Here is a 24,354-nt window from a genome sequence, read left to right as displayed (position 1 = left end):
ATAAGGGTAGAATAACTGAAAATAATCGGGTCGCCAATGATTTCCTGTTTATTCCCCTCCCGCGGCTGTGCTAGCATCACCGGCTATGAACAAGGATCTTGAAGAAGTATTGGTGGTGGAGCGGGCGTTGGTCGAGCGGATTGGCATGTTTCAAGGGCTGACGCTGGATACGGACCGGTACCTGCCGGAGTTGTTGAGCCCAAAGAACTATCGCTTTGTTCCCCGCCATAAGGCAGAGCAGGACGACTCCCTGAAGCAGTTGATCCCGTACTTCCTCATCTGCCATGACGACCGGATCTGGTGTTATGTCCGCGGAAAGAAATCCGGCGAGGAGCGGTTGGTGGCGAAGGCGTCCCTTGGTATCGGCGGCCATATGAACAACCAGGATCTGGACTTGTTTGATAATATTTATGATCGGGCCGCCATCAGGGAGTTGGAGGAGGAAGTGTCGATTCCCCCGGGCTACACCCATAAGGTGGTGGCCCTGCTCAATGACGATTTAACCCCGGTCGGCCGGGTTCATCTGGGGGTCATTCATATCCTGCGCTCGCCCTCGGCAGACGTGTTCAAGCGGGAAGGTGTGATCACGGAGTCAGGCTTCCGCACAGTCAGTGAGCTCAAAGCCATGTATGACCGCATGGAAACCTGGTCCCAAATCTGCCTGGACCAGATGGATGGCCTGCTGGCACAATAAGCCCATCCCCATGTGATCCCGGTCTCAGGTGGCAGCCGCCGTCCCGGCGGCTGATTAACAGTCATGGGCGTTCAATCGTTCGCCGGGGACGGCAAACGCCACCTTTGGCGACCGCGCGTTCGGCGCTTATTTCAGGCAGCCGGCCCGCCTCATGTTATTGGCGATCCGTGCGGCCACCGGTTCGTCGGTGACCGTGAATTCCTGCCCCGTGACCTGCTCGTACGCCTGAATGTACCGTTTGGCGGCTTCCACACGGACTTCCTCGGTGAGTTCCGGCGGTGTCCCTTCACCTCGGAACCCCTGCGCTACAAGCCATTCCCGGATGTATTCCTTGTCAATTTTGCGCTGCTCTTTGCCTGCCTTGAACAGGGCTTCATAGGTATCGGCAAACCAGTAGCGTGAGGAGTCAGGTGTGTGAATTTCGTCCGAAACCACTAATTTCCCGTTCAGTTTGCCGATTTCGTATTTGGTATCGACGAGAATGAGCCCCTGCGATGCCGCATGTTTGACGCCTGCATCAAAAAGTTTGAAGCACAGGGCGGCAGCGGCATCATAGGTCTCGGCATCAATCAGGCCTTCCTGAATCGCCTCCTCGCGGGAGATGGGGCGGTCATGCTTCTCATGTTTCGTGGTCGGGGTGAGGATGGGCCGGTCCAGCTTCTGGTCTTTTTTCAACCCCTCGGCCAGCGTGTTGCCGCAGAAATACCGGACCCCGCGTTCGTAGTTGTACCAGGCAGAGGTCTTGGTGACCCCGGTGATGTAGCCGCGGACAATGAACTCCAGCGGGAGCTGTTCGCATTCATGGACGATCATGACGTTCGGATCGGGGATGGAGATCAGGTGGTTGGGAATAATGTCCTTGGTCTTTTCAAACCAGAAGGCCGCCAACTGATTCAGGACCTGGCCTTTGAAGGGAATCGTGCCGATGATGCAATCAAAGGCGGACACCCGGTCGGTCGTGACGATAATCCGCTGGCCCTTTTGAAGATAACTTTCGCGGACCTTGCCCTGAAGCCGTTCCCCCAAGCCGGGAAAATTCGTTTCATTCAGCGTATTCTTAATCTCAGCTTTGATGCGGTCTTCCGGGATCATGGTTACTTTCTCCTTTTTTTAGGATCATACTCAGGACTAGTGAATCAGGCAAGCAGAGTCAGGATGGCCGGGGCCACTTCCCAGCCGCGCCGGGTGCGGAAATGGTCAAGGTGCCGTGCGGCCAGGGCGCGGAACTCCAACGTGAGGGGGCGTACGGAACGCGGGGTGGCGGCGGCGCCCAGGATGATCGTGGCGCTCACCTCCATGCCTTTGAGTCCCAGGAATCCCCGGCCGGAGGTGGCATCCCAGACATCGGCAAAGGTGGCGAGGACAATCCGGATGCGCTCGAAAAAAATCATTTCCATGCCCGCATCCCGTGAGGTGATGAGCTGGCGCGTATCCAGGACCCATACGGTTTCCCCGCCACAGGCGATCCAGGAGGCGGGATAAATGACCCGGTTGCCGAATAGCCGGATCCGCCTGGCCAAGTCTCCTTCACCGGCCGCGTCCAGCGCATGTGCCAGCAACTCGCGGGACTGGCGGGGATCCAGTTCTTCGGGAATGACTTCAATTTGATCCAGATACAGGGCGACCCCCTGTGCGGCTTCAGCCAGTGGGAGATGTGAGGCCAGTGCCGGGTTTCCGCATAGGGTGGGGACATCGGTCAGCAGGCGGTCGGCAATTTTTTCGCGCGTGGTTCCGGTGACGTTGGAATCCTGCCAGATCATCAGCGCGTAACCATCCCCTGAATGGCGTTGATGAACTGGTTTACATCCTTGAAGCGCCGATACACGGAAGCGAACCGCACATAGGCGACCTCGTCGATTTTTTCCAGCCGCTCCATCACCTTTTCGCCGATGATGTCACTCGTCACTTCCCGTTCGAAATCATTGCCCAGCTCGGTGATGATATTGTCGACGATGGTCTCGATCTCCTCCATGCTGACCGGGCGCTTCTCGCAGGCGCGGGCAATGCCATTGATCAACTTTTCGCGCGACAATTCCTCGTGGCGGCCATCCCGCTTGATAATGTGAAGGGCCACCTTGACGACTTCTTCACGGGTGGTGAACCGGTGTTCACAACTCACGCAGACCCGACGCCGGCGGATGACGTCGCCATTACGGGAGGCCCGGCTATCGATTACCTTGTCTTCACTATGACCGCATCGCGGACAACGCATATATCACCTTGAATTGTTGTTGGGCGCACATAGTAAGGAAAAAAAGCAGGCCGGTCAACAGGCGGAAACAGACCGGACTGACAGGGGTGGTATTCCAATGGAGGGTTGCGCTCTGTCGCAACCTCTTGGCCGGGCTCAGGCCCCGCCGCTATTTTTCAATGCCATCTGATAGGCCTGGGAATAGTAGCGGCCAAGGTTGTGCCAGTCGAAGTGTTCCGAGGCAATCTGGACGCGGTTGCGCTGATTAATGCGTTCGCGGCGGTCCATCTGCATGAAGTTGAACAGCTGGTTCGTAAGCGTGTTGGCCGAACTGTCGAACGACTTGAACCGCCGGTCAAGCACGTGCAAGCCGTCCTTGTCATGGTTCTCGATATTCTGGGCCAGATAGGTGCCGAATCCCGAAAGGTCACTGGTGATGGAAGGAAGCCCCAATGCGGCACATTCCAGCGGGGCATAGCCCCAGGGCTCGTAGCTGCTGGGGAAGATCCCCAGATGGCAACCCCGCACAAACTGGTCGTAGTCCATGCCGAAGAGCGGATCGTTGGTGGTCACGAAGTCGGGGTGATACACCACTTTGACGGGATCGCCGGGCTGGTTGAACAACTGGCAGGAGCGGAGTTGATTGAGCACCTCGTCGTTGCGGTCATCCATCAGGTCGTGGGTCACGATGGAGGGCATGCTCTTGCTTTTCCAGACATGCATCAGGCGGCGCAGGCGCAGGCGCCAGTAATCATCCACCAGTTCATCCATGTCCGGGAATTTGCCCATGGAGGCGGCCACGAACAGTCGTTCGCCGATCTGGTTGGAGATGGCGCGGCAATCGTCCTGCATTTCCTGCATCATGGCGCGCCGGCGTAACGCCTCGGCATTGATCGAGCGGATCGGCTTGCGGGTGATGATGAAGAACACAATGGTCTGGTTGGTGCCGGCCTGTTTCATCCGGAAATTCAGCCGGGCCAGTGATTCAATGGTCAGGTCAAAGCCCTTGTTCCGGTACTCAAACCGCCCTGAGGTGAAAAAGTAAAGGGTACGGTCCAGGTCAAAGGAATAACTCGGGAAAAAGTGGGCGACCACAAACTCGTTGATCTTCTCTTTGTAAACCCGGTGAAGATTCTGGAATTCATGCAGGGCCACGAAGCGTTCAATATTCAAGCCGTTGGGGAGCAGGGCGTCGGGCTTGCGGCCCAACAGATGTTCGCACTCGTAGCCGGTGATGTCGCTGACGGTGGTGAACACATGGCTGCCATGGGCCGCGGCCCGCTCCAGCCGGACCTGCGCCTCGATGTTGAATTTGCGGGCATCGGCCACCCAGTCCACGTAGGGCACATGATCGTAAAACCAGGGATCGTTCATCGCCAGATACCGGCCCAGCAGGGTGGCATGCGTGGTGAACACGATGGAGATAGGAAGATTCGCGCGTCGCATTTCCGGAATCGCGGAGGCTCCCATCCATTCATGGAAATGGGCGATGATCTGGCGTTTGTTGGTCTGGACTTTCGTGATGGCCCGGAAGCACTGCTCGACGGTGTAGCCGAATGAAACGACCTGGTCGACCAGCGGATCGTCATTCATTGCAATGCTGTGATGCTCCCACATCAGGTACTTGATGAAGCCCATTTGCGATTGCACGGAAGTGGGGTTGAGCAGCAGGACGCGCGGTCGCCCGGTAATCAGCCAGTGGCCGTAATGCGCCTCGATCCCCTGTTCCTTGAGGAGGCGCAGGACATCCGCGAAAAAACCGGTGGGCTGGATTTCTTCGAATTCAGTTTGTGAGGTTTGCGGATTGTAGGGACCGATCAGACAGTATCGGTTTCCCCACTGCTCCACGATGCTGGGGACTTTGGAACGGATGACGGTATAGATTCCGCCGAGCTGTTGACACACTTCCCACGCGACTTCGAAAAGCAACGGTTGTGTTGACGCGGCAGATTCGTGAGAAACATTAGAATCAATATGCTTGGACATCAGATACCTCACTAGTTGTTAGCCTCGTACCTTCTACACTCCACATTCATCAGAGGCAACCCAAATCCTCAGGGCCGACGCATCTAATTTTTTAGAAAAAACAGGAGTTTCGACAGAATGAACACAATGTTCAAAATGGAATTTGAGGCCTTTACTTACCCCATAGCATTTTGTTTTATTTTGTTCATTCTGTCGAAACTTCCTCCAGAAGTCCTTGTTCGGCGACTAAAACAGTCCTAAATGCCTTAAAAAACGACGAAAATGTTTGACGTTGGGTGGGGCGAAGTGGTGTATTGTGTGGCAAGAGTACATAGGTGTGGGGCATAAGTGCAGTCAGAAGAAAATAAAGAATCAATATTAGGGATCGCGCAGGGCCTCTTCATGGGGACCTACACCCATTCCTTGGATCCCAAAAAACGACTGACCATTCCGTCTGATTGGCGCGAATGTGCCGGGCTGTCGGCCGGGTTGTATGTGCTGCCTGATCTTGAGGGACGGATGTTCCTGAGCGTGTATCCCGCGCGCGAAATGATTCAGCGTTTGCAAAAGATCCGGAACCTTTCCGTCGCGGATGTGAAGGCGCGTCAATTTGCCCGAATTTTGGGTTCTCAATCCCAATTGGCTCCCTGGGATTCTGCCGGGCGCATCCGTATCAATGACAGCCTGCTGGAGCAGGGCAAGCTCACCGACCAGGTCACTCTGGTCGGGGCATTTGATCACTTTGAATTGTGGAATCCGGAATTGTGGAAGCAGGTGGGCTCCACCGGACCCGCTGATCTGGGTGAAGCGGCGCGTTATGTTGGCTTCTAATCCGGAAGAGTCACATGCATCTGTCTGTATTGCTTGCTGAGGTGGTGACGGGGTTGGCGCTGCGTCCCGGCAGTATCGTGGTGGACGGGACGTTGGGGGCGGGCGGGCATTCCGCCGCTTTGGCCGAGGCCGTAGGACCCCAGGGACGGGTGGTGGCGTTGGACCGGGATGCCGGAGCGTTGGAGCGGGCGCAGCAGAAGCTGGGTGACGTGGCATCACGCTGCACGCTGGTTCAGTCGAGCTTTGCGAAGATGGATGAGGTGGTCACGGGACTGGGTCTGAAAGAGGTGGACGGCATTTTGCTGGATATCGGGATCTCTTCGGATCAGTTGGATGATCCGGACCGGGGTTTCAGCTTCATGCGGGAGGGGCCTTTGGATATGCGGATGGATCTGGAGGCGCCCGTGACGGCGGCCGATCTGTTGAACACGCTGCCGGAGGAGGAACTCGTGCGGGTGTTGAGGCGCTACGGAGAAGAGCCTCGGGCCAGGGCGATTGCGCACAAGGTGGTTGGGCAGCGGGGAGCGGTTCCGTTCCGGAGAACCGGTCAGTTGGCTGATTTGGTGATGGAGATTTACGGTGGGCGGCGTGGACGGATTCACCCGGCAACGTTGACCTTCCAAGCGCTCAGGATCGCGGTGAATGGCGAGTTGGAAGCGCTGGAGGCGGGCCTGGAGGCCGGACTACGGATATTGAAAGTGGGTGGCAGAATGGCCGTCATCACCTTCCATAGTCTTGAAGATCGGATTGTAAAACAATTTTTTGTGGAACATCAGGGACGGATGGAATCTCTTCCTGAAGGTGGGGCGAAGTGGGTTGGCGCTCTTCCGAAAATGACGATTTTAACCCGAAAGCCTGTGGTGGCGACGGATGAGGAATGCCGGGGAAATCCCCGCGCTCGATCAGCCAAGTTGCGTATCGCGGAGCGAAAGGAGTAGCACGAGATGTTAACGAAGAAAAATAAGAAAAAAGGTCAGGCAAAATTCCCCGTTCCGGTTCCGCTCGTGGCGCTCCTGCTGGTATTGGTTGGCTTTGCCTTGGTTTATGTCTGCCTTCAATCCCGGACCGAGACGCTGGGGCGTGAGATCCGCGGCCTTGAGGCGGCGCGCGACCGGTTGCGTGATCAAGTGGTGCGGGAGCAGTGTGAGTGGGCGAAAATGCAGTCGCCGTCCAGCCTTGAGCAGGCGTTGAAAGTCCATGGGCTGGTGATGACCTGGCCCGGTCGTGATCAGATTGTCCGCGTCCGGTACGATGGTTCCCTCGATACCCTTCATGGGTTTGAATCCCGGCCGATGGCCCGGGTGGCGAGGAATAACAGGGTTGTCATGAATGACTGAGCCACAGGGGTCTGCCAGATTCGCAGTCATTCTGGTCCTGTTGGGCCTGGTGATGACGGTCCTGGTGGGGCGGCTGGCGTTTCTTCATCTTGGCGGGGGCAATCATATCCAGGCCACCGCCGCCAAAACCAGAACGTTCAAGCAGACGCTGACCGTGCCGCGTGGCCGGATTCTGGATGGAAGTCCCTCGGCGGGCATTTTAGCGCTCAATGTGGGCGTGAAGGATATCTGGGTTGACCCCTCCCTGCTGATGACCAGCAACCGGGTGGGGACCACCTTGACGATGCTTGCCCCCCTGATCCCGATCGATATGGCAGAAGTTCTGCCCCACATCAACAAATCCAACAGTCAGTTTGCGGTGATCTCCCGTTACGTTTCGTCCGAAAAGGCCGAGGCGGTGGAAAAGCTCAAGCTGCCGGGGGTTCATATGAGCGATGCGGCCATCCGGTCGTATCCCCAGAACATGATGTTGTGTCATGTGTTGGGATTTGCCAACCACGAGGGGGTCGGTTCGAGCGGGCTTGAACTGGCCATGGAAAAATTATTAAAGGGTAGTCCCGGCCTGATTGAAAGCCGTCTGGATGGGCGCCGCCGTGAAATGGTGGAGCGCAGGACACAGGAAATTCCCTCCAAGAGCGGGGCAGATGTGGTGCTCACGATTGACCAGAATCTTCAATATATGCTTGAGAAAAGCATTGATGCCGCGATGGAGCGGAACCGGTCCAGGGCGGCGTTTGCCATCATGGAGCGGGTGAAGACGGGGGAAATCCTGGCGATGGTCAGCCGGCCTGGATTTGATCCGAACAAATTCCGCGAAGCGACCGACCCGCAAAAACTGAATCGTGCCATTGGCTATGTGTATGAGCCCGGTTCAACCTTCAAGGTATCCGTGATTGCGGCGGCCTTGAATGAGGGAATTGTCAAACCGGACCAGATCTTCAACACCGAAAATGGGCGGTGGCTCTATCTTGGGAAAGTGTTGCGGGATTATCATTCCTATGGACAGCTGAATGTCGCGGATATCCTGAAAAAATCGAGCAATATCGGAGCGGCCAAAATCGCCATCATGCTGGGTGATGTGAAGATGGATCGCTACCTGCGAAGTTTTGGACTCGGAAGCAAATTAGGCCTCGATCTGCCGGGTGAGGAGGGCGGGATCCTGGCCCAGGTCCAAAAGTGGACCCCCATCAGTTCCAGTCGTATCGCCATTGGTCAGGGCGTGGCGGTCACCGGACTCCAGATGCTGGGCGTGCTCTGCGCCATTGCCAATGACGGAATGTTGATGAAGCCCTATGTGGTTAAGGAAGTGATCGCGGATGATGGAACGGTCCTGCTGCGCCGCCAGCCACAGGTGGTTTCCCGCCCGATCCGGCCCGACACCGCCGCCCTGATGCGGCGCTTGCTGGCCCGGGTCTGCGAGGAGGGGGGGACCGGGATCAAGGCGCGGGTGGATGGGTTTACCGTGGGGGGAAAGACCGGCACCGCCCAGAAGCCTATCTCCGGGCATTATTCAGAAACCGATTACATGGCCTCTTTCGTCGGTTTTATACCGGCCGACAAGCCGGAGATCGGCATGATCGTGGTGTTTGATGAGCCGCAACCCCTGCATACCGGCGGAGCGGTGTCTGCCCCGGTTTTTGGGGAAGTGGCCGAGCAGGCCGTGCGCTATCTGGGTCTCATTCCAACGGCGCCGGTGACCCCATTGTCCAATGCCATTCATGCGGATGGCCCCAGTGAGACATTTTGATGAAATTATCCGAACTCTTGAAGAAAGTGAAGCCTCTGGCGGTGCGGGGAAATCCCGAGCGGGAAGTGGCCGGGATCGCGTATGACTCCCGGCAGGTGACGCCCGACATGCTGTTTGTGGCGATTCCCGGCGCGCATTGTGACGGGTACGAATATGCGGAGGACGCCGTCAAGCGGGGGGCGTCCGTGGTGGTGACCTCGCATTCCCGGCTTTCCTCGCGGGAGGTCACCCAGATTCAAGTGGAGGACACCCGACAGGCGCTGGCGGAGATTTGCGATGCCTTCTATGGGCATCCCAGTGGCGCGCTGACGGTCGTCGGCATTACCGGCACGAATGGCAAGACGACTACGGCGTTCATGGTCAGGGATGTTCTGGAATCGGTCGGGCGCATCCCGGGGCTGATCGGGACGGTTCACTATGAGATCGGCACACGGATTATTCCCGCCCGCCGGACCACGCCGGAAGCCCTGGAAGTCCAGGATTATCTGAGCCAGATGGTCCGGGCCGGCTGCCATAGCGTGGCCATGGAGGTGTCCTCCCATGCGTTGGATCAGCAACGGGTGACGGGGGTTGATTTTGATGTGGCGATCTTCACTAATCTGACGCGCGATCATCTGGATTACCATCAGACCATGGAGCGCTATTACGAAGCCAAGCGCCGGTTGTTCATTGGGCTCGGCCGCGGGAAGAAACCGGGTGTGGCGGTCATTAACCATGACGATCCCTGGGGGCGGAAACTGGCGGAGGATCCGGAGATCCGTGCAGAAAGGGTGACGTTCGGTATCGAACCGGGCGCGATGGTGCAGGCTGTCGATCCGCATTTCGGGGCCACAGGCAGCGTCTGCCGGGTGAACACCCCCTGGGGTGAAAGTGAACTGACGACCCCCCTGTTGGGCCGTTTTAATTTGCAGAATGTGCTGGGGGCCTATGCGGCCGGACGGGTATTGCAATTGGATGATGCCACCCTGATCAGGGCGTTGGCGGCGCGCGTGAGGGTGCCGGGACGTCTGGAAGAGATCCCTGTGAATCGTGGTTGGCGGGTGTTCGTGGATTATGCGCATACGGATGATGCCCTGGCCAATGTGCTGGAAACGGCGCGAGGGTTTACTGAAGGGCGGCTGATCGTGGTGTTCGGCTGCGGGGGCAACCGGGATAAGAGCAAGCGGGCCTTGATGGGCGCGGTGGCCGCACGACTTGCGGATATCGCCATTGTCACCTCGGACAATCCCCGGGATGAAGATCCGCTGACGATTATCAGCCAGGTGTGCGCCGGGTTCGGGCGTGTCACGAATTATGAGGTGGTTGAAGATCGCGCCAAGGCCATTGCCATGGCACTGGCGGTGGCGAGGGACAAGGATGTCGTGATCATTGCCGGAAAAGGGCATGAGGCCACACAGGAGATCGCTGGAGTTCAGATCCTGTTTGATGACCGTATGGTGGTGAAAAAAGCGTTAAAGGAAATGGATGGATGAGTTCCATGGTCGCATTCGATCCCGAAGAGCTGGCGCGTTGGTGCGGGGGCCAATGGGTTCCCCGTCTTCCTGGAAAAATTCTGGCGGTGGTCCACGATACGAAAAAGGTGTCGCCGGGCGCCTTGTTTGTCGCCCTGCGCGGGGCGCGTTTTGATGGTCATGAGTTTGTTGGGCAGGCGGTAAAGGCCGGTGCGGTGGCGGCGTTGGTGTCCCGCTCGCGGCTGGCCGGCCTTCAGGCGCTGGACGTTCCCCTGCTCGTCGTGGAGGATCCCGGGCGCGCCTTACAGGAATTGGCGGCCGGATATCGCGTCAAACTGGGGCTGTCAGTGGTGGGGGTCACGGGCAGTACCGGTAAAACGACCGTGAAAGAGATGATCGCCTGCCTCCTGTCGGAAACGCATTCAACGGCCCGCACCAAGGGAAACTGGAACAACGAGATCGGGCTTCCGCTGAGTATTCTGGCGATCGCGCCGGACTGCCAGGTCGCCGTGCTGGAGTTGGGGATCAGTCATCCCGGCGAGATGGCACCGCTCTGCGCCATCGCCCGTCCGGATTGGGGCGTTATTACCAATGTGGGGCCCGTCCACCTTGAATTCTTTGCGTCCGTGGAAGCGATCGCCTGTGAAAAAAGCGAACTGATCAAACATCTGCCGGCCAGCGGAACCGCCGTGCTCAGTCAGGATGACCCGCATGCGGCCCAGTTGCGGGCCTGTGCCCCCGGGCGGGTGGTCACCACTACCATCCATCCTCACGTGGCGGCCGACTACCGGCTGGTCTCCAGTGATGGAGCGACCGGGGCCTGCCGGGTGGAAGACGGCATCGATGGGGGCCTTCATGATTTCCGGCTTTCCCTCCCGGGGCGGCATAACCGCAGTAATGCCCTGCTGGCCATTGCGGTAGCGCGCGGTTTCGGCGTGGCCTGGGACCGGATTGCGGCCGCGTTTGAGCGGTTTGTGGGCCCGCCCATGCGCTGGGAACAGACGGAGGCGGGCGGGGTGACTTTTATCAATGACGCCTACAATGCCAATCCGGTCAGTATGCGGGCGGCCATAGGCACCTTCAGGGAACTGGCCGTGGCGGGGCGGAAGTGGCTGGTATTGGGCGATATGCTTGAATTGGGCCCAACGGACGTGGCGGAACATCTGGCCCTGGGTCGCTTCCTGGCAGGGGGCGGCTGGGCGGGCCTGATCACAGTGGGCACGCTGGGCGCACACATTGCCGCTGGCGCGGTGGCCGAAGGGTTTCCTGCGGATCGGGTTCAGTCCTGTCAGACGCTGGACTCCACGGTTGAAAGAGTGAGAAATTGTATCGCCCCGGGGGATGCCGTACTGGTAAAAGCTTCGCGCGGAAAACATCTGGATGAGGTCGTGGTGCGACTGTCCGGTTCTCCGGTTAAGGATTAAAGACATGTTCTACTATTTGCAATTTTTGAGTGGCTGGGTTTCTGAACTGCGGGTGTTCAAGTACATTACGTTTCGGGCTCTTTTTGGCGCGGCCACTGCATTTTTATTGTGTGTGCTGCTCGGGCCCTGGGTGATCCGCCAGCTCCGCGCGTATAAAGTGCAGCAATATATCCGGAAGGAAGAGGCGCCGCCCCTTCATGAATTGCACAAACTGAAAGCCGGAACCCCCACCATGGGCGGTATCCTCATCATCGGCTCGGTCACCGTGTCCACGTTGCTGTGGGCGATGCCGACCAATGTGTTTGTTCTCCTGACCCTGTTGACCTTTATTTTCATGGGATTCATCGGGTTTCTGGATGACTCGGTGAAGCTGAAAGGGAAAAACGCAAAGGGCCTCAGTGCACGGGCTAAATTCCGGTTGCAGATTTTATGGGCGGTGATTATCGGCGGCGTGATGCTGGTGCTTCCCGAAACACGGGAGCATGTGCTGCAGCTGATGGTCCCTTTCTGCAAGGGACCGGTGATCCGGGATCTGGGTTGGTTTATGGCGATTGCCTTTGTGGTGCTGATTGTGGTGGGGGCGAGCAACGCCGTGAATCTGACGGACGGGTTGGATGGACTGGCGATCGGGTGCAGCAGTACCGTGGCCCTGGCGTATCTGGTGATGGCGTATATTGCCGGTCACCGGATCCTCTCGGAATACCTGTTTCTTCCCTACATCCCCGGTGCGGGTGAGCTGGCCGTTTTTTGCGGGTGCCTGCTCGGGGGCTGCCTTGGCTTCTTGTGGTACAACTGCCATCCCGCCCAGGTGTTTATGGGGGACACCGGCAGTCTCGCTCTGGGCGGGGCAGTGGCCATGGTGGCCATCCTGATCAAGCAGGAGCTGGTTCTGGTCATTGTGGGCGGGGTATTTGTGATGGAAGCCATGAGTGTGATCCTGCAGGTGGCTTCCTTTAAATTGCGCGGAAAACGGATTTTTGCCATGGCGCCGATCCATCACCATTTTGAAATGAAAAAATGGAGCGAGACCCAGGTGACGATCCGGTTCTGGATTCTCTCCATCCTGTTTGCGCTGCTCGGGATTGCCACGCTCAAAATCCGGTGATTCGCTGAGAAGACTTCACCACTAATTCAAGAAATGAGCAAAAACAATTCCAGTGATTCGAGTGCCGCTGTAGATGAGCCCGTGGTGCTGGTGCTGGGGCTGGGTGCCAGCGGAGAGGCGGCCGCGCAACTATTACGGCAACAGGGGCGGCGAGTGCGGGTAGCCGATGCCGGTATGAGCGCAGGGCTGGAGCAGAAGGCTCAACAGTTGCGCGCAAAAGGCTGTGAGGTCATGATCGGATCACGGAGCTTACCCGAGGGTCCGGTTGAACTGGCCGTCGTCAGCCCGGGCATTGCTGAGACCGATCCCTGGGTACTGGCATTGAGGGGGAAGGGGATCCCGGTTATTTCCGAACTTGAACTGGGGTGGCGTGCCTGCCGGAGCCGTATTCTGGCGGTCACCGGTTCAAATGGCAAAAGCACCCTCGTCAAATTGTGCTGCGAATCCCTTCAGAAGGCCGGCTTCAGCGCGATGCCGGGCGGCAATTATGGTACGCCCTTATCAGCCCTCGCCTGCTTGGAGCCCGCCCCGGAATGGGTGGTCATTGAAGTCAGTTCATTCCAGTTGGAGGCGGTCGAAAAATTTGCGCCCGATGCGGGCATCCTGCTGAATCTCAATCCCAACCATCTGGATCGACATGGCACGATGGAGCAGTATGCCGGAATGAAAGCCCGGCTGTTCCGGTGTATGGGGCCTCAGCAGGTCGCCGTGATTCCCGAGAACGTTCCCGCCCCGATCCGGGCGGCGGTGCCCCCCGGGTGCCGTGTGTCCACCTTCGGGCTATCCCCCCAGTCCTCTTTTTATTACGCGAATGGCAGCATTTGTGGCGCAAGTTTGAATCAGCCGGTGCCGGTGGGCGGGACTATTTTTGACAATGAGGTGATGGGGGTGACGGCGGCCGCCTGTGTGGCGGCGTTAGTGGGGGCCGGGGTCCAGCCGGACTGCGTCACCGCTGCCGCCAGGGGGTTTGAAAGTCTGCCTCATCGCATGCAAACCGTGGCGGAAATCGACGGAGTGACCTTCATCAATGACTCAAAAGCCACCAATTTGGCAGCCATGTCGGCCGGTGTGCGGATGACGCGGGGGCCTGTACGCCTGATCGCGGGCGGGTTGTTGAAAGAAAAGGATTTGGATCCGGTAAAAAAAATACTGGTAAACAAGGTGCTCGGTGTTTACATTATCGGGAAATATTCACTGGTCATGGCAGACGCCTGGAGAAATGATGTAGCGTGTGTGGTGTGTGCTGACTTGAAAGAGGCCGTGAATCGAGCTTGGCGGGACGCGAAAAACGGGGATGTGATTTTATTGTCGCCCGGGTGCGCAAGTTTTGACCAGTTCAAGGGATTTGAAGATAGAGGCGAACAGTTTTCGAGAATTGTACGGGATATACAAAAAGGAGAATAGGCAGTGAAAAAGGCGCGAATTATTGGTTCAGTAGTGGTGGTGGGTGGCTTGATGTTCAGTGCGGGCTGTGGAACAACACGTGTTAAGGAAGAGCCAACGACTCCTGTCGTGATGCCGCCGACAACGGAAGTGGTGGCACCGGTTGAAGTGAAGGCTGAGCCCAAAGTTGAAGCCGTGGTCGAATCCAAAGCCTATGTCGTCAAGGCGGGTGACAGCCTTGGCTCAATTGCCAAGCGCTACAAGGTGTCGACCAAAGACATCATCAAGTTGAACAGCATCACCAATCCCAACAAGATTCACGTGGGTCAGAAGTTGAAACTTCCCGGTAATGTCGAGCTGAGCGCTGCGGATGCGGCGACGGTGCCTGCGGCCAAGGGGGCTCACAAGAAGGTGGCGAAAGCTGCCGTGAAGTCCGCTCCGGTGACCGCCAGCGGTGATGTCTATGTGGTCAAGGCGGGTGATATGATCGGGAGCATCGCTGTGGCCCATAAGACCACCAGCAAGGCGATCAAGCAGCTCAATGCCTTGAGCAGTGACCGGTTGCAGGTTGGTCAGAAGCTGAAACTTCCTAAGGGTTCTGCCGGCGCTCCGGCCGCTAAAACAGAAAAAGCGGCTCCGGTTGATGCGGCGGTGACTCCGGATGCAGCCGTGGCCCCTGTGGCGCCTGCGGCCGAGGTCATTCCTCCCAAGTCAAATGATGTGCTGCATGTCGTGGAGTTGAATCAGGATTTGAACTCCATTGCCATGATGTACGGTGTCCGGGCTGAAGAAGTCATGACGCTGAACAATTTGTCTTCGCCTGACGTCAAGCCGGGGCAGACGTTGAAGATTCCTCCGCCCGTTGAGTGATGCGGAAAACGCCCACCATATTAGTGGGCATCGTTCTTTTGTTACTGGCGCTGGGCATCGTAATGTTGGCCAGCGCCAGTTCTGTTAAAGGGAACGCTGTCTACAAGGACGCGAACTATTTCCTCTTCCGCCAGTTGATCTGGATGGTCGCTGCGGCGGTGGCGGGTGTGGTGACGGCTTCGATTGATTATCATCAGTGGCAACGCTGGTGGATTCCGCTGTCTGTGTTCTCCGGACTCTTGTTGATCATGGTCCTGGTTCCCGGGATTGGTGCCAAGATCAATGGTAGCCATCGCTGGATCCGGGTGGGGCCCATCAGTACCCAACCCTCCGAGCTCGCCAAGTTCGCCATGGTGATCATGATGAGTTCCTGGATGACGCGGGTCGGCCTTCAGGGGCGCACCTTTAAAGATGGAATCCTCCGGCCGCTTCTCCTGTTGGCGCCCATGTTAGGTCTGGTGATTCTTGAACCTGATTTTGGCACGACGGTTCTTCTGGGTGTGGTCGGGGCGGCCATTATGTTTACAGGAGGAAGTCCGAAACGCTACCTCGCTATCCTGGGTCTGATGGGGATGCTGGTGTTTGCGGCGGCAGTGATGCATGACCCTGTCCGGGCCGGCCGGGTTTTGGCGTTTATGGACCCGGACAAATATCCCAAGGAGGCGTATCATCTCCAACAATCGGAACAGGCCTTTACCCTGGGCGGGGTCTGGGGGGTTGGGCTGGGGGAAAGCCTTCAGAAACATTTCTACCTGCCTGAAGCCCACACGGACTTTATTTTGGCGATTATTGGTGAAGAGTTGGGGCTGGCGGCAACGGTGCTCGTCGTGATTCTGTTTTCGGGATTTCTAGCGTGCGGGGCGGTGATCAGTTTTCAGGCACCCGATATATTCGGACGGCTGTTGGGCATTGGCTTTACGTTAATGACCTCGGTGCAGGCGGCGATCAATGTCGGCGTGGTGTCTGGCTGCCTGCCGACCAAAGGGCTTGCGCTTCCTTTCATCAGTTATGGTGGTTCGAGTTTGATTGTATCCATGATGTGCGTAGGGGTGTTGGTGAACATCGCCCGGCAGGGGGTGGTGCCGGAAGATTGTGCGGTCACCCGCGCTGTCGGCGACAAAGCCCGATGGATGTAACACTTGACGTGCTGAGCGGGCATTGATAGTGTTTGACCTCTTTTTGACGGGGTTTAGAAAAATAATCCTTCCCGGGGATTTTTCTAAATCAGATAACCGTCAGTCTTTTTTTCGGGGTGTAGCGCAGACTGGTAGCGCGTTTGGTTCGGGACCAAAAGGTCGCGGGTTCAAATCCCGCCGCCCCGACCATCTTAAAACACTTAAATATAAGGCGTTTTACTACTTTTCTTTGTCGTGTCTCCTATTCGAACTACTCCGAAAAAAGCAAATTGTTTGGCGTTTATTTGCCTAAAAACGAGTTTTGTGGCATAGTAATTCAAAGCAATTCAAATCATTGCGGAGGTGCCTAATGTCGCGACTTGAGATGCGGAAAACGTCGAAATGGTGGTACGGTGTCTGGTACGAAAATAGCAATAGACACGTAAAAAACTTGAGAATTGTGATCGAAGGTAAGCGACCGGCGGATCTGAATCAGGCCAGCGACCGGAGATTTGAGGCCTCCCGCGCCAAGGCGGAGGCTGCGCTCTCACAGCTCGCCGGTGACCCCCAAGATCAGAAACGCGCCGAGGCATTGGTCCAAACCCTCCACCAAATCAAAACCGGTCACCGCATCGGATCCGTGCCGTTGGCTGACATGTATAAGGAATGGGCGGCTTTACCGGGACGTATAACACCTACGCAGGGTCACCTCAAATGGGTTGAGAGCGTGCTGCAACGATTTACGAATTATCTAACAACAGCTCACCCCCGAATTGTTGAGATGGGGCAGGTGACGGCCGTTGCCGCGTCGGATTTCATGGTGGCTCAAGCGGCACGTGGGGTGTCTGGTCGCACTTATAATGAGATGCTATCCACCCTGAAGAGTGTTTTCAAGAAATTACGCCGTAAAGCTGGTTTGGCCGAGAACCCATTCGAGGATATTGAGACTCGGCAACAAGACACCCGACATCGCATCCCCTTTTCGCCTGAAGAACTCAAAAAGATCGTGGACACCTCCAAGACAGACCCCTTCTGCTACCCCCTCATTGTAACGGGAGTTTGCACGGCGATGCGTCGAGGGGATGTGTGCTTGCTTAAGTGGAAGGATGTGGATCTCCAGAACCGTTTTATCACGGTAAGGACCAATAAAACTGGATCCACTGTCTCAATACCCATCTTTCCAATGCTCTATGACGTACTTGCTTCCCAGCCACAGACATCAAGCTATTGCTTTCCTGACGCAGCTGAGATTTACGAAAAGAATCCTGATGGCATCAATCACAGGCTGAAGAAGGTCTTTCGGATGGCCGGATTCACGGATGACGAGAATGATGATAGCACACCTCCCCTGACGGATACGGAGAAACATGACCGTGGTACGGCGGCGCTGGTCGCTCTGACTGACAAGGATCACACGGCAAAGGTCAGAGAGACTATGAAGAAGGTATTTGACCTCTACGTGAATGGAGGCACCGTCAACACGATTGCCCAGGAACTTGGAATTGTAAAAGGCTCGGTATCACTTTATTTGAAACGGGTAGAGGAAGCAGTAGGGTTTAAGGTGGTTCGGCGCTCTTCCGTTCGTAAGCCACAAAAGAAAGAAGAGGGCGAAGCCAAGAAGGATGACGAGGGGAAAGTAAAACAGGTCAGTTACAAGGTAAACCAGCGTGGCTTCCATGCCTTCCGCGCCACCTGGGTTACGCTGGCGCTGACAGCAGGCGTTGCCATTGAATTAGTACGCCGGGTGACAGGCCATGCAACTGTTGAAGTCGTGCTGGGGAACTACTTCCAGCCAGGGCGTGAGGACTTCAGGAAAGCGCTACAGGATGCGATGCCCGCATTGTTGACAGCGGGTGGGGCGCCGAGTCGGGACGATCAGATCCGTGAAATCGTCATGAACTCGACTGGGAAGACATGGAAGCAGGATCACGTTAAGATTCTTGCGCTTCTCCCCAAAACGGAAATCTGAAAGCGTTTGAACTCGAGACGAGTAGCTTGACTCCCGAAAAGTATCGCGTACTCTTTCGACATGTGCCAAGTGACGACATCGTCCATTAATGCTGCCGTTCACCAGGCTAAGCCAAGCGAAATACCTACACCCGTAGGTGCAAAAGAGTTCTTCAAGTTTGATGATAAGACCCTAACTACAGCAATCGAGGCTGAGCTAAACAATATTGCTAAACGCCTTGGCGTCCCGGAAAGTTTTAAGGTGGAATTTCTGGATAGTATGGACCGTCCGTGTCCCCCGGATCTCTCGACTGTTCAAGAATGTTTCCGTAACAACTGTACCGTGATGGCCAAGATCAGGCTGACCCCTGCAAACGGGATGCAGTGGGGGCATGTCGACATTCCTTTCCTTTACCCCTACCACGGGGTATTTGTCACAAGTCGAGGTAACGGTACGCTGGACAGGCCACCAAATGCGCGAATGATGGTATGGCACTCATTACTCCTCCGTCGCCCAGGCCTGTGGCTATTGAGGGAGCGCAAGCAGGGTGCTTTCGAAAAGTATTTGGAACTCAGTTTACCGCAGGGTGGAATCTGGCGAGCCGGGAAACCAGTGAAGGTAAAATATCCCCAGCTCACCCGCTGGTTGTTCCCGCAGTCACAAATCAAGGCATGTCTGGATGCAATACAAGACTCATATCCCTCTGGTTACGTGAAATTAACTGCGTTGCGTGAGTACGCGGATTCTGCGCCTATCATGGTTCAGAAGAGCTCCCTCGATAACATAGATCTTAGTGCGCTCGAGTTCAGCACGGATGACGACCAGGCATTTTACGACATGGATCATCTGGAGACCCGACGGCTTTACACATATGAGCTGTTCCTGACCGAAGGGATTGTGCAACTGATTTGTAGTGACTGGCTCGACGAATCTGGCAAGCCTCATTCTGGTTTCTGGGAGACAGTTAAGGAACCAGGGGTTAAGAATAGTAAGAAGATCAGAGGCACGAAAACAAACAAACCTGCCAGAATTGATGGCCTCCGCATTTGGGGCCGCCTCCGTCAGAAAATGACCCCCAAGCATGGGTATGTATACCTCCGACCTTTCGAATGCACTAACGCTGTAGATGCAATCTCGTCCCTGACGGCTTTCTTTCGTTTTGGAACGACGAAGGAAGCTAGGCAAAACCACCCTTCTTTTGAGAACCTAGTTTGCCCTGTCCAGACCCCTGAAAGTGAGAAGGTGGGGCTTACACTGCATCTCGCATCCAGAACACAAGTTAATGCCGCAGGACATCTGTCATCCGCTCCCGGCGAAAATGGTCTGGGTTACGCAGCATCACTACTCCCGTTCTACCAACATACCGATGCTGCTCGATCTATGGTAGGTGCGAAGAATCTGGTTCAGGCCCTCCCTGTCCGTGACGCGGAACCACCCCTCATTACAACCGGAGGGGAATCTGCACTGCGTTTGGCACTGAAGCCCTTGAATGAAGCCGGCTTGTTTTCTGTGGATGGTCGATCCCCTGCAGCCGAGAGGTTCTTCTCGCCCGGCCGCAACCTGCTGGTCGCCTACATGCCATGGTATGGCCTCAACTATAATGACGCCATTGTTGCCAACGCAGACCTGCAGGATCCATTGGCGTACACCCGCGTTAAACACTACCGGAAATATCTGCGCCCCGGCACCACCGTTGAGATCTTGACTAGGTTTACAGGCGCCGTGCTCGCTTTGAAACAACCTTTCGTTGAGGCCGGAGATGTTATTGCCCGTCTTAACGACGGGAAACTGGAGACGACGGTGAGATGCCAAGTACAGGGCGAGGTCACCGTGCGTTTTCACCCAGCCGAGCCGCCTTACGGGGGAGTCATCGAGTGGGATATCGAGACAACAATACCATTAGGCGTGGGCGATAAATTAATGGGGCGACACGGAAACAAGGGTGTGATCTCCGCAATGCTTCCGGCTAGTCGCATGCCGCATTTGCCCGTCGATGCCCGACTTGGTGCCCTTAGTGGCCGAGCTGTTGATCTGGTTCTCAATCCGATAGGCGTGGCGTCACGTATGAACATTGGCCAGTTGATGGAAAGCCATGTCGGGCTACTTCATAAACTCGGGGTTCAGGATCTACCATCGGATATAGGGGCTCCTTTTAAGAAATTCAATGTCGATGCACTACGGGATCATTTTCGAGCTATCAACCAAAGCCATGATTCCTTGATCGATGACTTCGGACGCATGAGGCTCACCTTAACAGGTGATGGGGCCTTAGCTGTTGTAACAGAATGGCCCGTTGTTGTCGGGTTCCAGTACATTGTGCGTCTGGATCAGATCCCCACCGATACTGCGCACGTGCGCGGTGTACGCCTCTCGGAAAATGCATATAATCCAGTTACCGGTCAAGCGACGAAGGGGCGCCGGGCCAAAGGCGGAATGCGCCTGGGGTCATTAGAAATGAAAGCTTTGGACGCCTATCAGGCCTCCGGATTGATGGATCACTACCTGACGGACTCGTTTATGCCAAGCGGGAGCTCGGATACGACGAGTCAGACGTACGCTGCAATACGCGACATGCTATTTGCCACAGGCATTGTACTGGCCAACGATCCAGATGATAAGCAGACAGGTAGTCTGCGGTGGGCAACCGACCAGGATGTTGTGGATAGATGTCGTGAACTCCAATATCTGCCGGGCACGGAAGCGCTCAAACCGGCGATGCGAGGTGCCTTCAAATGTCCGGAGTGTGGCGAGTGCCTAGACGAAGGTCAGGTATTCGAAGGTGCATGGCTGGGGCAAAGATCGACAGAATATGGCGTGAGGGTAGAGGATCTACTACGTCATAAGAAAGTCCGACTCAACGCTGTTAAATGGGAGATTAAACTCAAACCTCGTGAGCGTTTTGGGGTGATGCAACTACCTTTGTCGCCCGACTCAACACGTGTTGATGCTGCATATAAGTTATCCCCTCAAGGAAGTTTGCATGTTAAGTTCAAGATCGATGGTTCAAAGTACCATGCTTATAGGCGCGATTTCGTCGGGCAAGGGAAATTCGGCCCATCACTTAGTCTCGATGAACTGCTCGGATTACCGCTGACATGCGTCGAACATAAAAATAAACAGCTTGAATGGACGCCCCCCGCTGAGGACAAGCAAGCCACTTCTACCAAGCATCCCGGCCGGTGTATGATTCAGACTTTCGGTGGTCTCGCTGATCCAAGTACCTTCAAAAATGAATCGTGCGATTGGGGTTATATAAGTCTACCTTTTCCTATTGCCAATCCAGAGGGTAATTCTGCCGCTTCAGGTGAAAATTCCAAAGTTATTGATGCCGCGACCTGTTACGGGAAAAGGATTAAGCGCCCCCCTCTGACTAAACTGCCGGTATTGCCATGGCGATACCGCAAAGGTATTACGCTAGTAGATGGCCCCACGATACCCTACAAACTGACACTAATATATCAATGTATCGCGGGAGCCTTGTTGTCAGATAAAAGTGATGAATTAACCAAGAATGTCCAAAAACTATTTTGGAATCTGCGCAAACAACTGCAAGGTAAAGATGGATTGATTCAGTATGAAGGATTGGGCCGGCGTGTTAACAATTCTGCGCGGTTTGTGGCTGTGCCTAATCCTGCCCTGGGGTGGGATGAATGTGAATTACCCATTGAGGCTATGATCAGTTTGTTTGATTGCCGGCCCAATGATTTGAAGCAGGTTTTGGAGAAGATCCCTTGTAGTGAATTCACGGATCAGGCCGACATGCTCCGTGAAGTATCGAGATGTTTGGAAGGTTATATCTGGCCGACAAGGATCTCTCAAAAACTGATTACCCCAATTCAAGCGGTTGTTCGCCATTTCTTGGAAAAATCCAAACCCCTTATTCTTGTAAACAGGCAGCCTTCGCTCCACCGTTATAACGTCAAGGCGCTGCGACCAGTCATCTTTGCGAAAGCGAAACCATCACTTGATGATAGGATCAGTAACCAAGGGTGGAGTGTCGTACCGCCGCTTGTCATATTCGTCAACCCTTTGATCTGTGTGTCAACGGGGCTCGATTATGATGGTGATACCATCAGTGTATTCACCGTTCCCTCCGCATTAGCTGGTGAGGCCAGCAAACTCATGCCTTCAGCGTGTGGTAACCTACTCTCTGTCGCCACAGGCACCCCTGTAATGGAATTCGATCAGGACCTGGTTCTGGGATCCTACTTGATTTCACAGGATCAAGTCTTGCGGGAGGAATTCACCAACAAAATTCTTCAAAAGGATTGTTCTGATTGCGCAGACTTGTCTGGCGCGCCTGACTGGGATGCCGATGTCTGTAAGACACTGCTTTCACATTTCTGTTCCGCTCACAGTTCAGACATTTCGTGTCGTGTGACCGCCTGGATGCAGATGGCTTTCAAAGTGATCACCCTTAAAGGCGTCTCTTTCGGTTTCTTGGATTTGCTGTCGTGTAAACCTCAGGCCATCAGCGAACGGATTGAAAAACTGCAGAATAACCCGATATCTATTGCGGTCGACGGTTCTGATGAACTAGGAAAGCGTAATGTCGAACTGAATGGGGAGATCGAAAGACACCTACATGGTATTGTCAGTCGAGGCAGTCAAGAGCCAGGTTACAGCTGGGCAGCTATGGTGATCAGCAAGGCGCGAGGGGACAAACAAGCACGCCAATTGATCGGTGCAAGAGGTTATCTTGCACCCGGGGATGTTCGGTTCCTGGCTGATCCAGTGGATTTCTTCTTTCCCGCGTCCCTTGTTGACGGTATGGATCCCCATACATCATTCCTTGCTGCAATGAATGGCCGGTCTTCCATGGTGGACAAGAAGATTGAAACCGGTAAGGCGGGTGGTTTTGCAAAGCGACTTGCCCTAACCTTTTGGAATTGGCGTGTGAAGACAGGCTCATGCGAGCAATCACAAGACCCCCGGTCCCCTGCTACCTGTAAATGGGGTGTAGATAAACTTATTTGCTCAAGTTGTTATGGCCTGCTTCCTGATAAAACCATCCCGCCCGATGGGTATCCTGCCGGGTTAATTGCTGCTCAAAGTATAGGGGAGCGTGGCACTCAACTTGCCCTGAAAGTCTCGCACAGTGGCGCTCGGGAAATGGAGATTGAGGAATTTGAAAAGGTATTAAGAGGGAAAGAAAACTTTAAACTTAAATCCGGCCCGGAAGAGTTACTCTCCTACCTTGATAAAAATTTCAAAGCCCTTGGAAATATTGAGATGCGGCACCGTCTCTTGTTGTGGCGAATTATAGCTTCGTCTGATAATCATACCTTTAATTCAACCTTTACGCAGGAAACAAAATCAAATGTATTCGCCGGATTGGTCGGTAAAGATCTCTGGCATTACATATCACGAGCAATTTTTAAGGGTTTCAAAGCAGATGAATCTAGTGCGTTGACCAAAGTAATCAGAGGATTTCCAGGCAAGTATGAATTGAAGCCAGCGAGCAGTACGGCTATCCAAACCGGATCACTTGTAGGTCTGCCCGTTTTACCATTTGTAGTTCCAGTTGGCGGCATCCCGCAGGTAGCTACGCCAGGTCATCTGAATGCAATGCTTTCCACCCTCAGAGATGCTGATGATGACAATAATACCTCCGGTGATCCAAATGAAGATGCGCCCGTGTCTTACGACGAGGATTATGAATCTGAGTATCCTCTCTGGGCTAACGAAGGTGAATATGATATCGAGCCTGAAGAGACTGATGATGGGCCGCATGATGACAATGATGGGCTGGTTGGAAGTGGGAACAAAAATAAGAATACACCTACCTTGGATGCTATTAGCGGTGTAGTCAGTTTGGTTACTGGAAAAGGTAAACAGTGTAGGGTTGAAATACCGTCCCAGCGCCAATCTGGTTCGAATATTGTTCTACTGGCGAATTCGTTCTGTGCGCACCTTGCCGCCGAATACCCACAGTTTTTAGATGAGGGAGCTTCGGCAAACCCTTCATTAGGCGATCGCAAGACTCTGTTGGAAATCCTGAAATCGAAGAATTCCACTCTATCTAGCCTCACAGAGTCAAATATGTCTGAGTTTGTGAAGCATGCCTGGTTGTTCCTTCCAGACCGCTGCCTACCTGTTTCTAGCCTCTTCTGCGGAGCATAGATCCGGCAATTGCCGGATATTACCCCTCCCGATTGACTCCTCCGCAACATGCGAACCGCAACATGCGAGAGGCAATATACTAATCGTCAAATAACTATGTAAGCTATTGTGGAAGAGCAGTATACGTCGAATACTGTTAGTAGTTATTTGCGAGTTTGCCACTCTTATTG

At 55.1% G+C, this 24,354-nt stretch carries 17 protein-coding genes and 1 tRNA gene; 14 read left to right on the top strand and 4 right to left on the bottom strand.

The window, feature by feature from the left end; all coding sequences use genetic code 11:
* Positions 1-85 precede the first annotated feature (85 nt).
* A complete protein-coding gene (locus WCS52_05095; protein MEI6166550.1) occupies positions 86-694 on the top strand; it encodes a hypothetical protein in 609 nt (202 codons plus the stop codon).
* A gap of 126 nt (positions 695-820) precedes the next feature.
* Here the strand turns inward: WCS52_05095 and WCS52_05090 are convergent, their stop codons facing one another.
* The 4 genes from WCS52_05090 to WCS52_05075 form a co-directional block, all read right to left on the bottom strand.
* Positions 821-1,786: a phosphoribosylaminoimidazolesuccinocarboxamide synthase gene (locus WCS52_05090; GenBank protein ID MEI6166549.1), complete on the bottom strand. Its 966-nt coding sequence runs from the start codon at positions 1,784-1,786 to the stop codon at positions 821-823.
* A gap of 44 nt (positions 1,787-1,830) precedes the next feature.
* Positions 1,831-2,454: a hypothetical protein gene (locus tag WCS52_05085; protein ID MEI6166548.1), complete on the bottom strand. Its 624-nt coding sequence runs from the start codon at positions 2,452-2,454 to the stop codon at positions 1,831-1,833.
* On the bottom strand, positions 2,454-2,906 hold the full coding sequence (gene nrdR, locus WCS52_05080; protein ID MEI6166547.1) for a transcriptional regulator NrdR: 453 nt from the start codon (positions 2,904-2,906) through the stop codon (positions 2,454-2,456). The genes WCS52_05085 and nrdR overlap by 1 nt, the downstream gene beginning before the upstream one ends.
* Before the next feature lie 135 nt (positions 2,907-3,041).
* Positions 3,042-4,871: a glycogen synthase gene (locus WCS52_05075; GenBank protein MEI6166546.1), complete on the bottom strand. Its 1,830-nt coding sequence runs from the start codon at positions 4,869-4,871 to the stop codon at positions 3,042-3,044.
* Between the two features lie 327 nt (positions 4,872-5,198).
* On the opposite strand from WCS52_05075, the gene WCS52_05070 reads away from it, so the two are divergent.
* The 13 genes from WCS52_05070 to WCS52_05010 all read left to right on the top strand — a co-directional run bounded on the left by WCS52_05070 (position 5,199) and on the right by WCS52_05010 (position 24,184).
* Positions 5,199-5,681: a hypothetical protein gene (locus tag WCS52_05070; GenBank protein ID MEI6166545.1), complete on the top strand. Its 483-nt coding sequence runs from the start codon at positions 5,199-5,201 to the stop codon at positions 5,679-5,681.
* Positions 5,682-5,695: 14 nt separating this feature from the next.
* Complete coding sequence (rsmH, locus tag WCS52_05065) at positions 5,696-6,619, top strand: 16S rRNA (cytosine(1402)-N(4))-methyltransferase RsmH (GenBank protein ID MEI6166544.1); 924 nt, start codon at positions 5,696-5,698, stop codon at positions 6,617-6,619.
* A 6-nt stretch (positions 6,620-6,625) separates the two neighbouring features.
* Positions 6,626-7,018, top strand: coding sequence for a hypothetical protein (locus WCS52_05060; protein ID MEI6166543.1), 393 nt, complete (start codon positions 6,626-6,628; stop codon positions 7,016-7,018).
* Positions 7,011-8,765, top strand: coding sequence for a penicillin-binding protein 2 (locus WCS52_05055; GenBank protein MEI6166542.1), 1,755 nt, complete (start codon positions 7,011-7,013; stop codon positions 8,763-8,765). Before WCS52_05060 ends, WCS52_05055 begins: the two co-directional genes overlap by 8 nt.
* The gene (locus tag WCS52_05050; GenBank protein ID MEI6166541.1) at positions 8,765-10,237 is read left to right on the top strand and encodes a UDP-N-acetylmuramoyl-L-alanyl-D-glutamate--2,6-diaminopimelate ligase; all 1,473 of its coding nucleotides are present in this window, start codon (positions 8,765-8,767) and stop codon (positions 10,235-10,237) included. The genes WCS52_05055 and WCS52_05050 overlap by 1 nt, the downstream gene beginning before the upstream one ends.
* Complete coding sequence (gene murF, locus WCS52_05045; protein MEI6166540.1) at positions 10,234-11,640, top strand: UDP-N-acetylmuramoyl-tripeptide--D-alanyl-D-alanine ligase; 1,407 nt, start codon at positions 10,234-10,236, stop codon at positions 11,638-11,640. Before WCS52_05050 ends, murF begins: the two co-directional genes overlap by 4 nt.
* Before the next feature lie 4 nt (positions 11,641-11,644).
* The gene (mraY, locus tag WCS52_05040; GenBank protein ID MEI6166539.1) at positions 11,645-12,745 is read left to right on the top strand and encodes a phospho-N-acetylmuramoyl-pentapeptide-transferase; all 1,101 of its coding nucleotides are present in this window, start codon (positions 11,645-11,647) and stop codon (positions 12,743-12,745) included.
* Between the two features lie 33 nt (positions 12,746-12,778).
* Complete coding sequence (murD, locus tag WCS52_05035; protein MEI6166538.1) at positions 12,779-14,149, top strand: UDP-N-acetylmuramoyl-L-alanine--D-glutamate ligase; 1,371 nt, start codon at positions 12,779-12,781, stop codon at positions 14,147-14,149.
* A gap of 3 nt (positions 14,150-14,152) precedes the next feature.
* Positions 14,153-14,998 carry a LysM peptidoglycan-binding domain-containing protein gene (locus WCS52_05030; GenBank protein MEI6166537.1) on the top strand — a complete coding sequence of 282 codons (846 nt, stop codon included), beginning with the start codon at positions 14,153-14,155 and terminating at the stop codon, positions 14,996-14,998.
* Positions 14,998-16,134, top strand: coding sequence for a putative lipid II flippase FtsW (gene ftsW / locus WCS52_05025; GenBank protein ID MEI6166536.1), 1,137 nt, complete (start codon positions 14,998-15,000; stop codon positions 16,132-16,134). The genes WCS52_05030 and ftsW overlap by 1 nt, the downstream gene beginning before the upstream one ends.
* Positions 16,135-16,246: 112 nt before the next feature.
* Positions 16,247-16,323: transfer RNA gene (locus WCS52_05020), tRNA-Pro, on the top strand.
* 175 nt (positions 16,324-16,498) lie between these two features.
* Positions 16,499-18,082, top strand: coding sequence for a tyrosine-type recombinase/integrase (locus tag WCS52_05015; GenBank protein ID MEI6166535.1), 1,584 nt, complete (start codon positions 16,499-16,501; stop codon positions 18,080-18,082).
* Positions 18,083-18,151: 69 nt separating this feature from the next.
* Entirely contained in the window at positions 18,152-24,184 is a 6,033-nt protein-coding gene (locus WCS52_05010; protein ID MEI6166534.1) for a hypothetical protein, read from the top strand.
* Positions 24,185-24,354: the final 170 nt, after the last annotated feature.

The sequence above is a fragment of the bacterium genome, assembly GCA_037128595.1.
Taxonomy (GTDB): domain Bacteria; phylum Verrucomicrobiota; class Kiritimatiellia; order CAIKKV01; family CAITUY01; genus JAABPW01.
The sequence above is the reverse complement of the archived record's forward strand: the minus strand, read 5'-3'. Positions and strand labels throughout refer to the sequence as shown.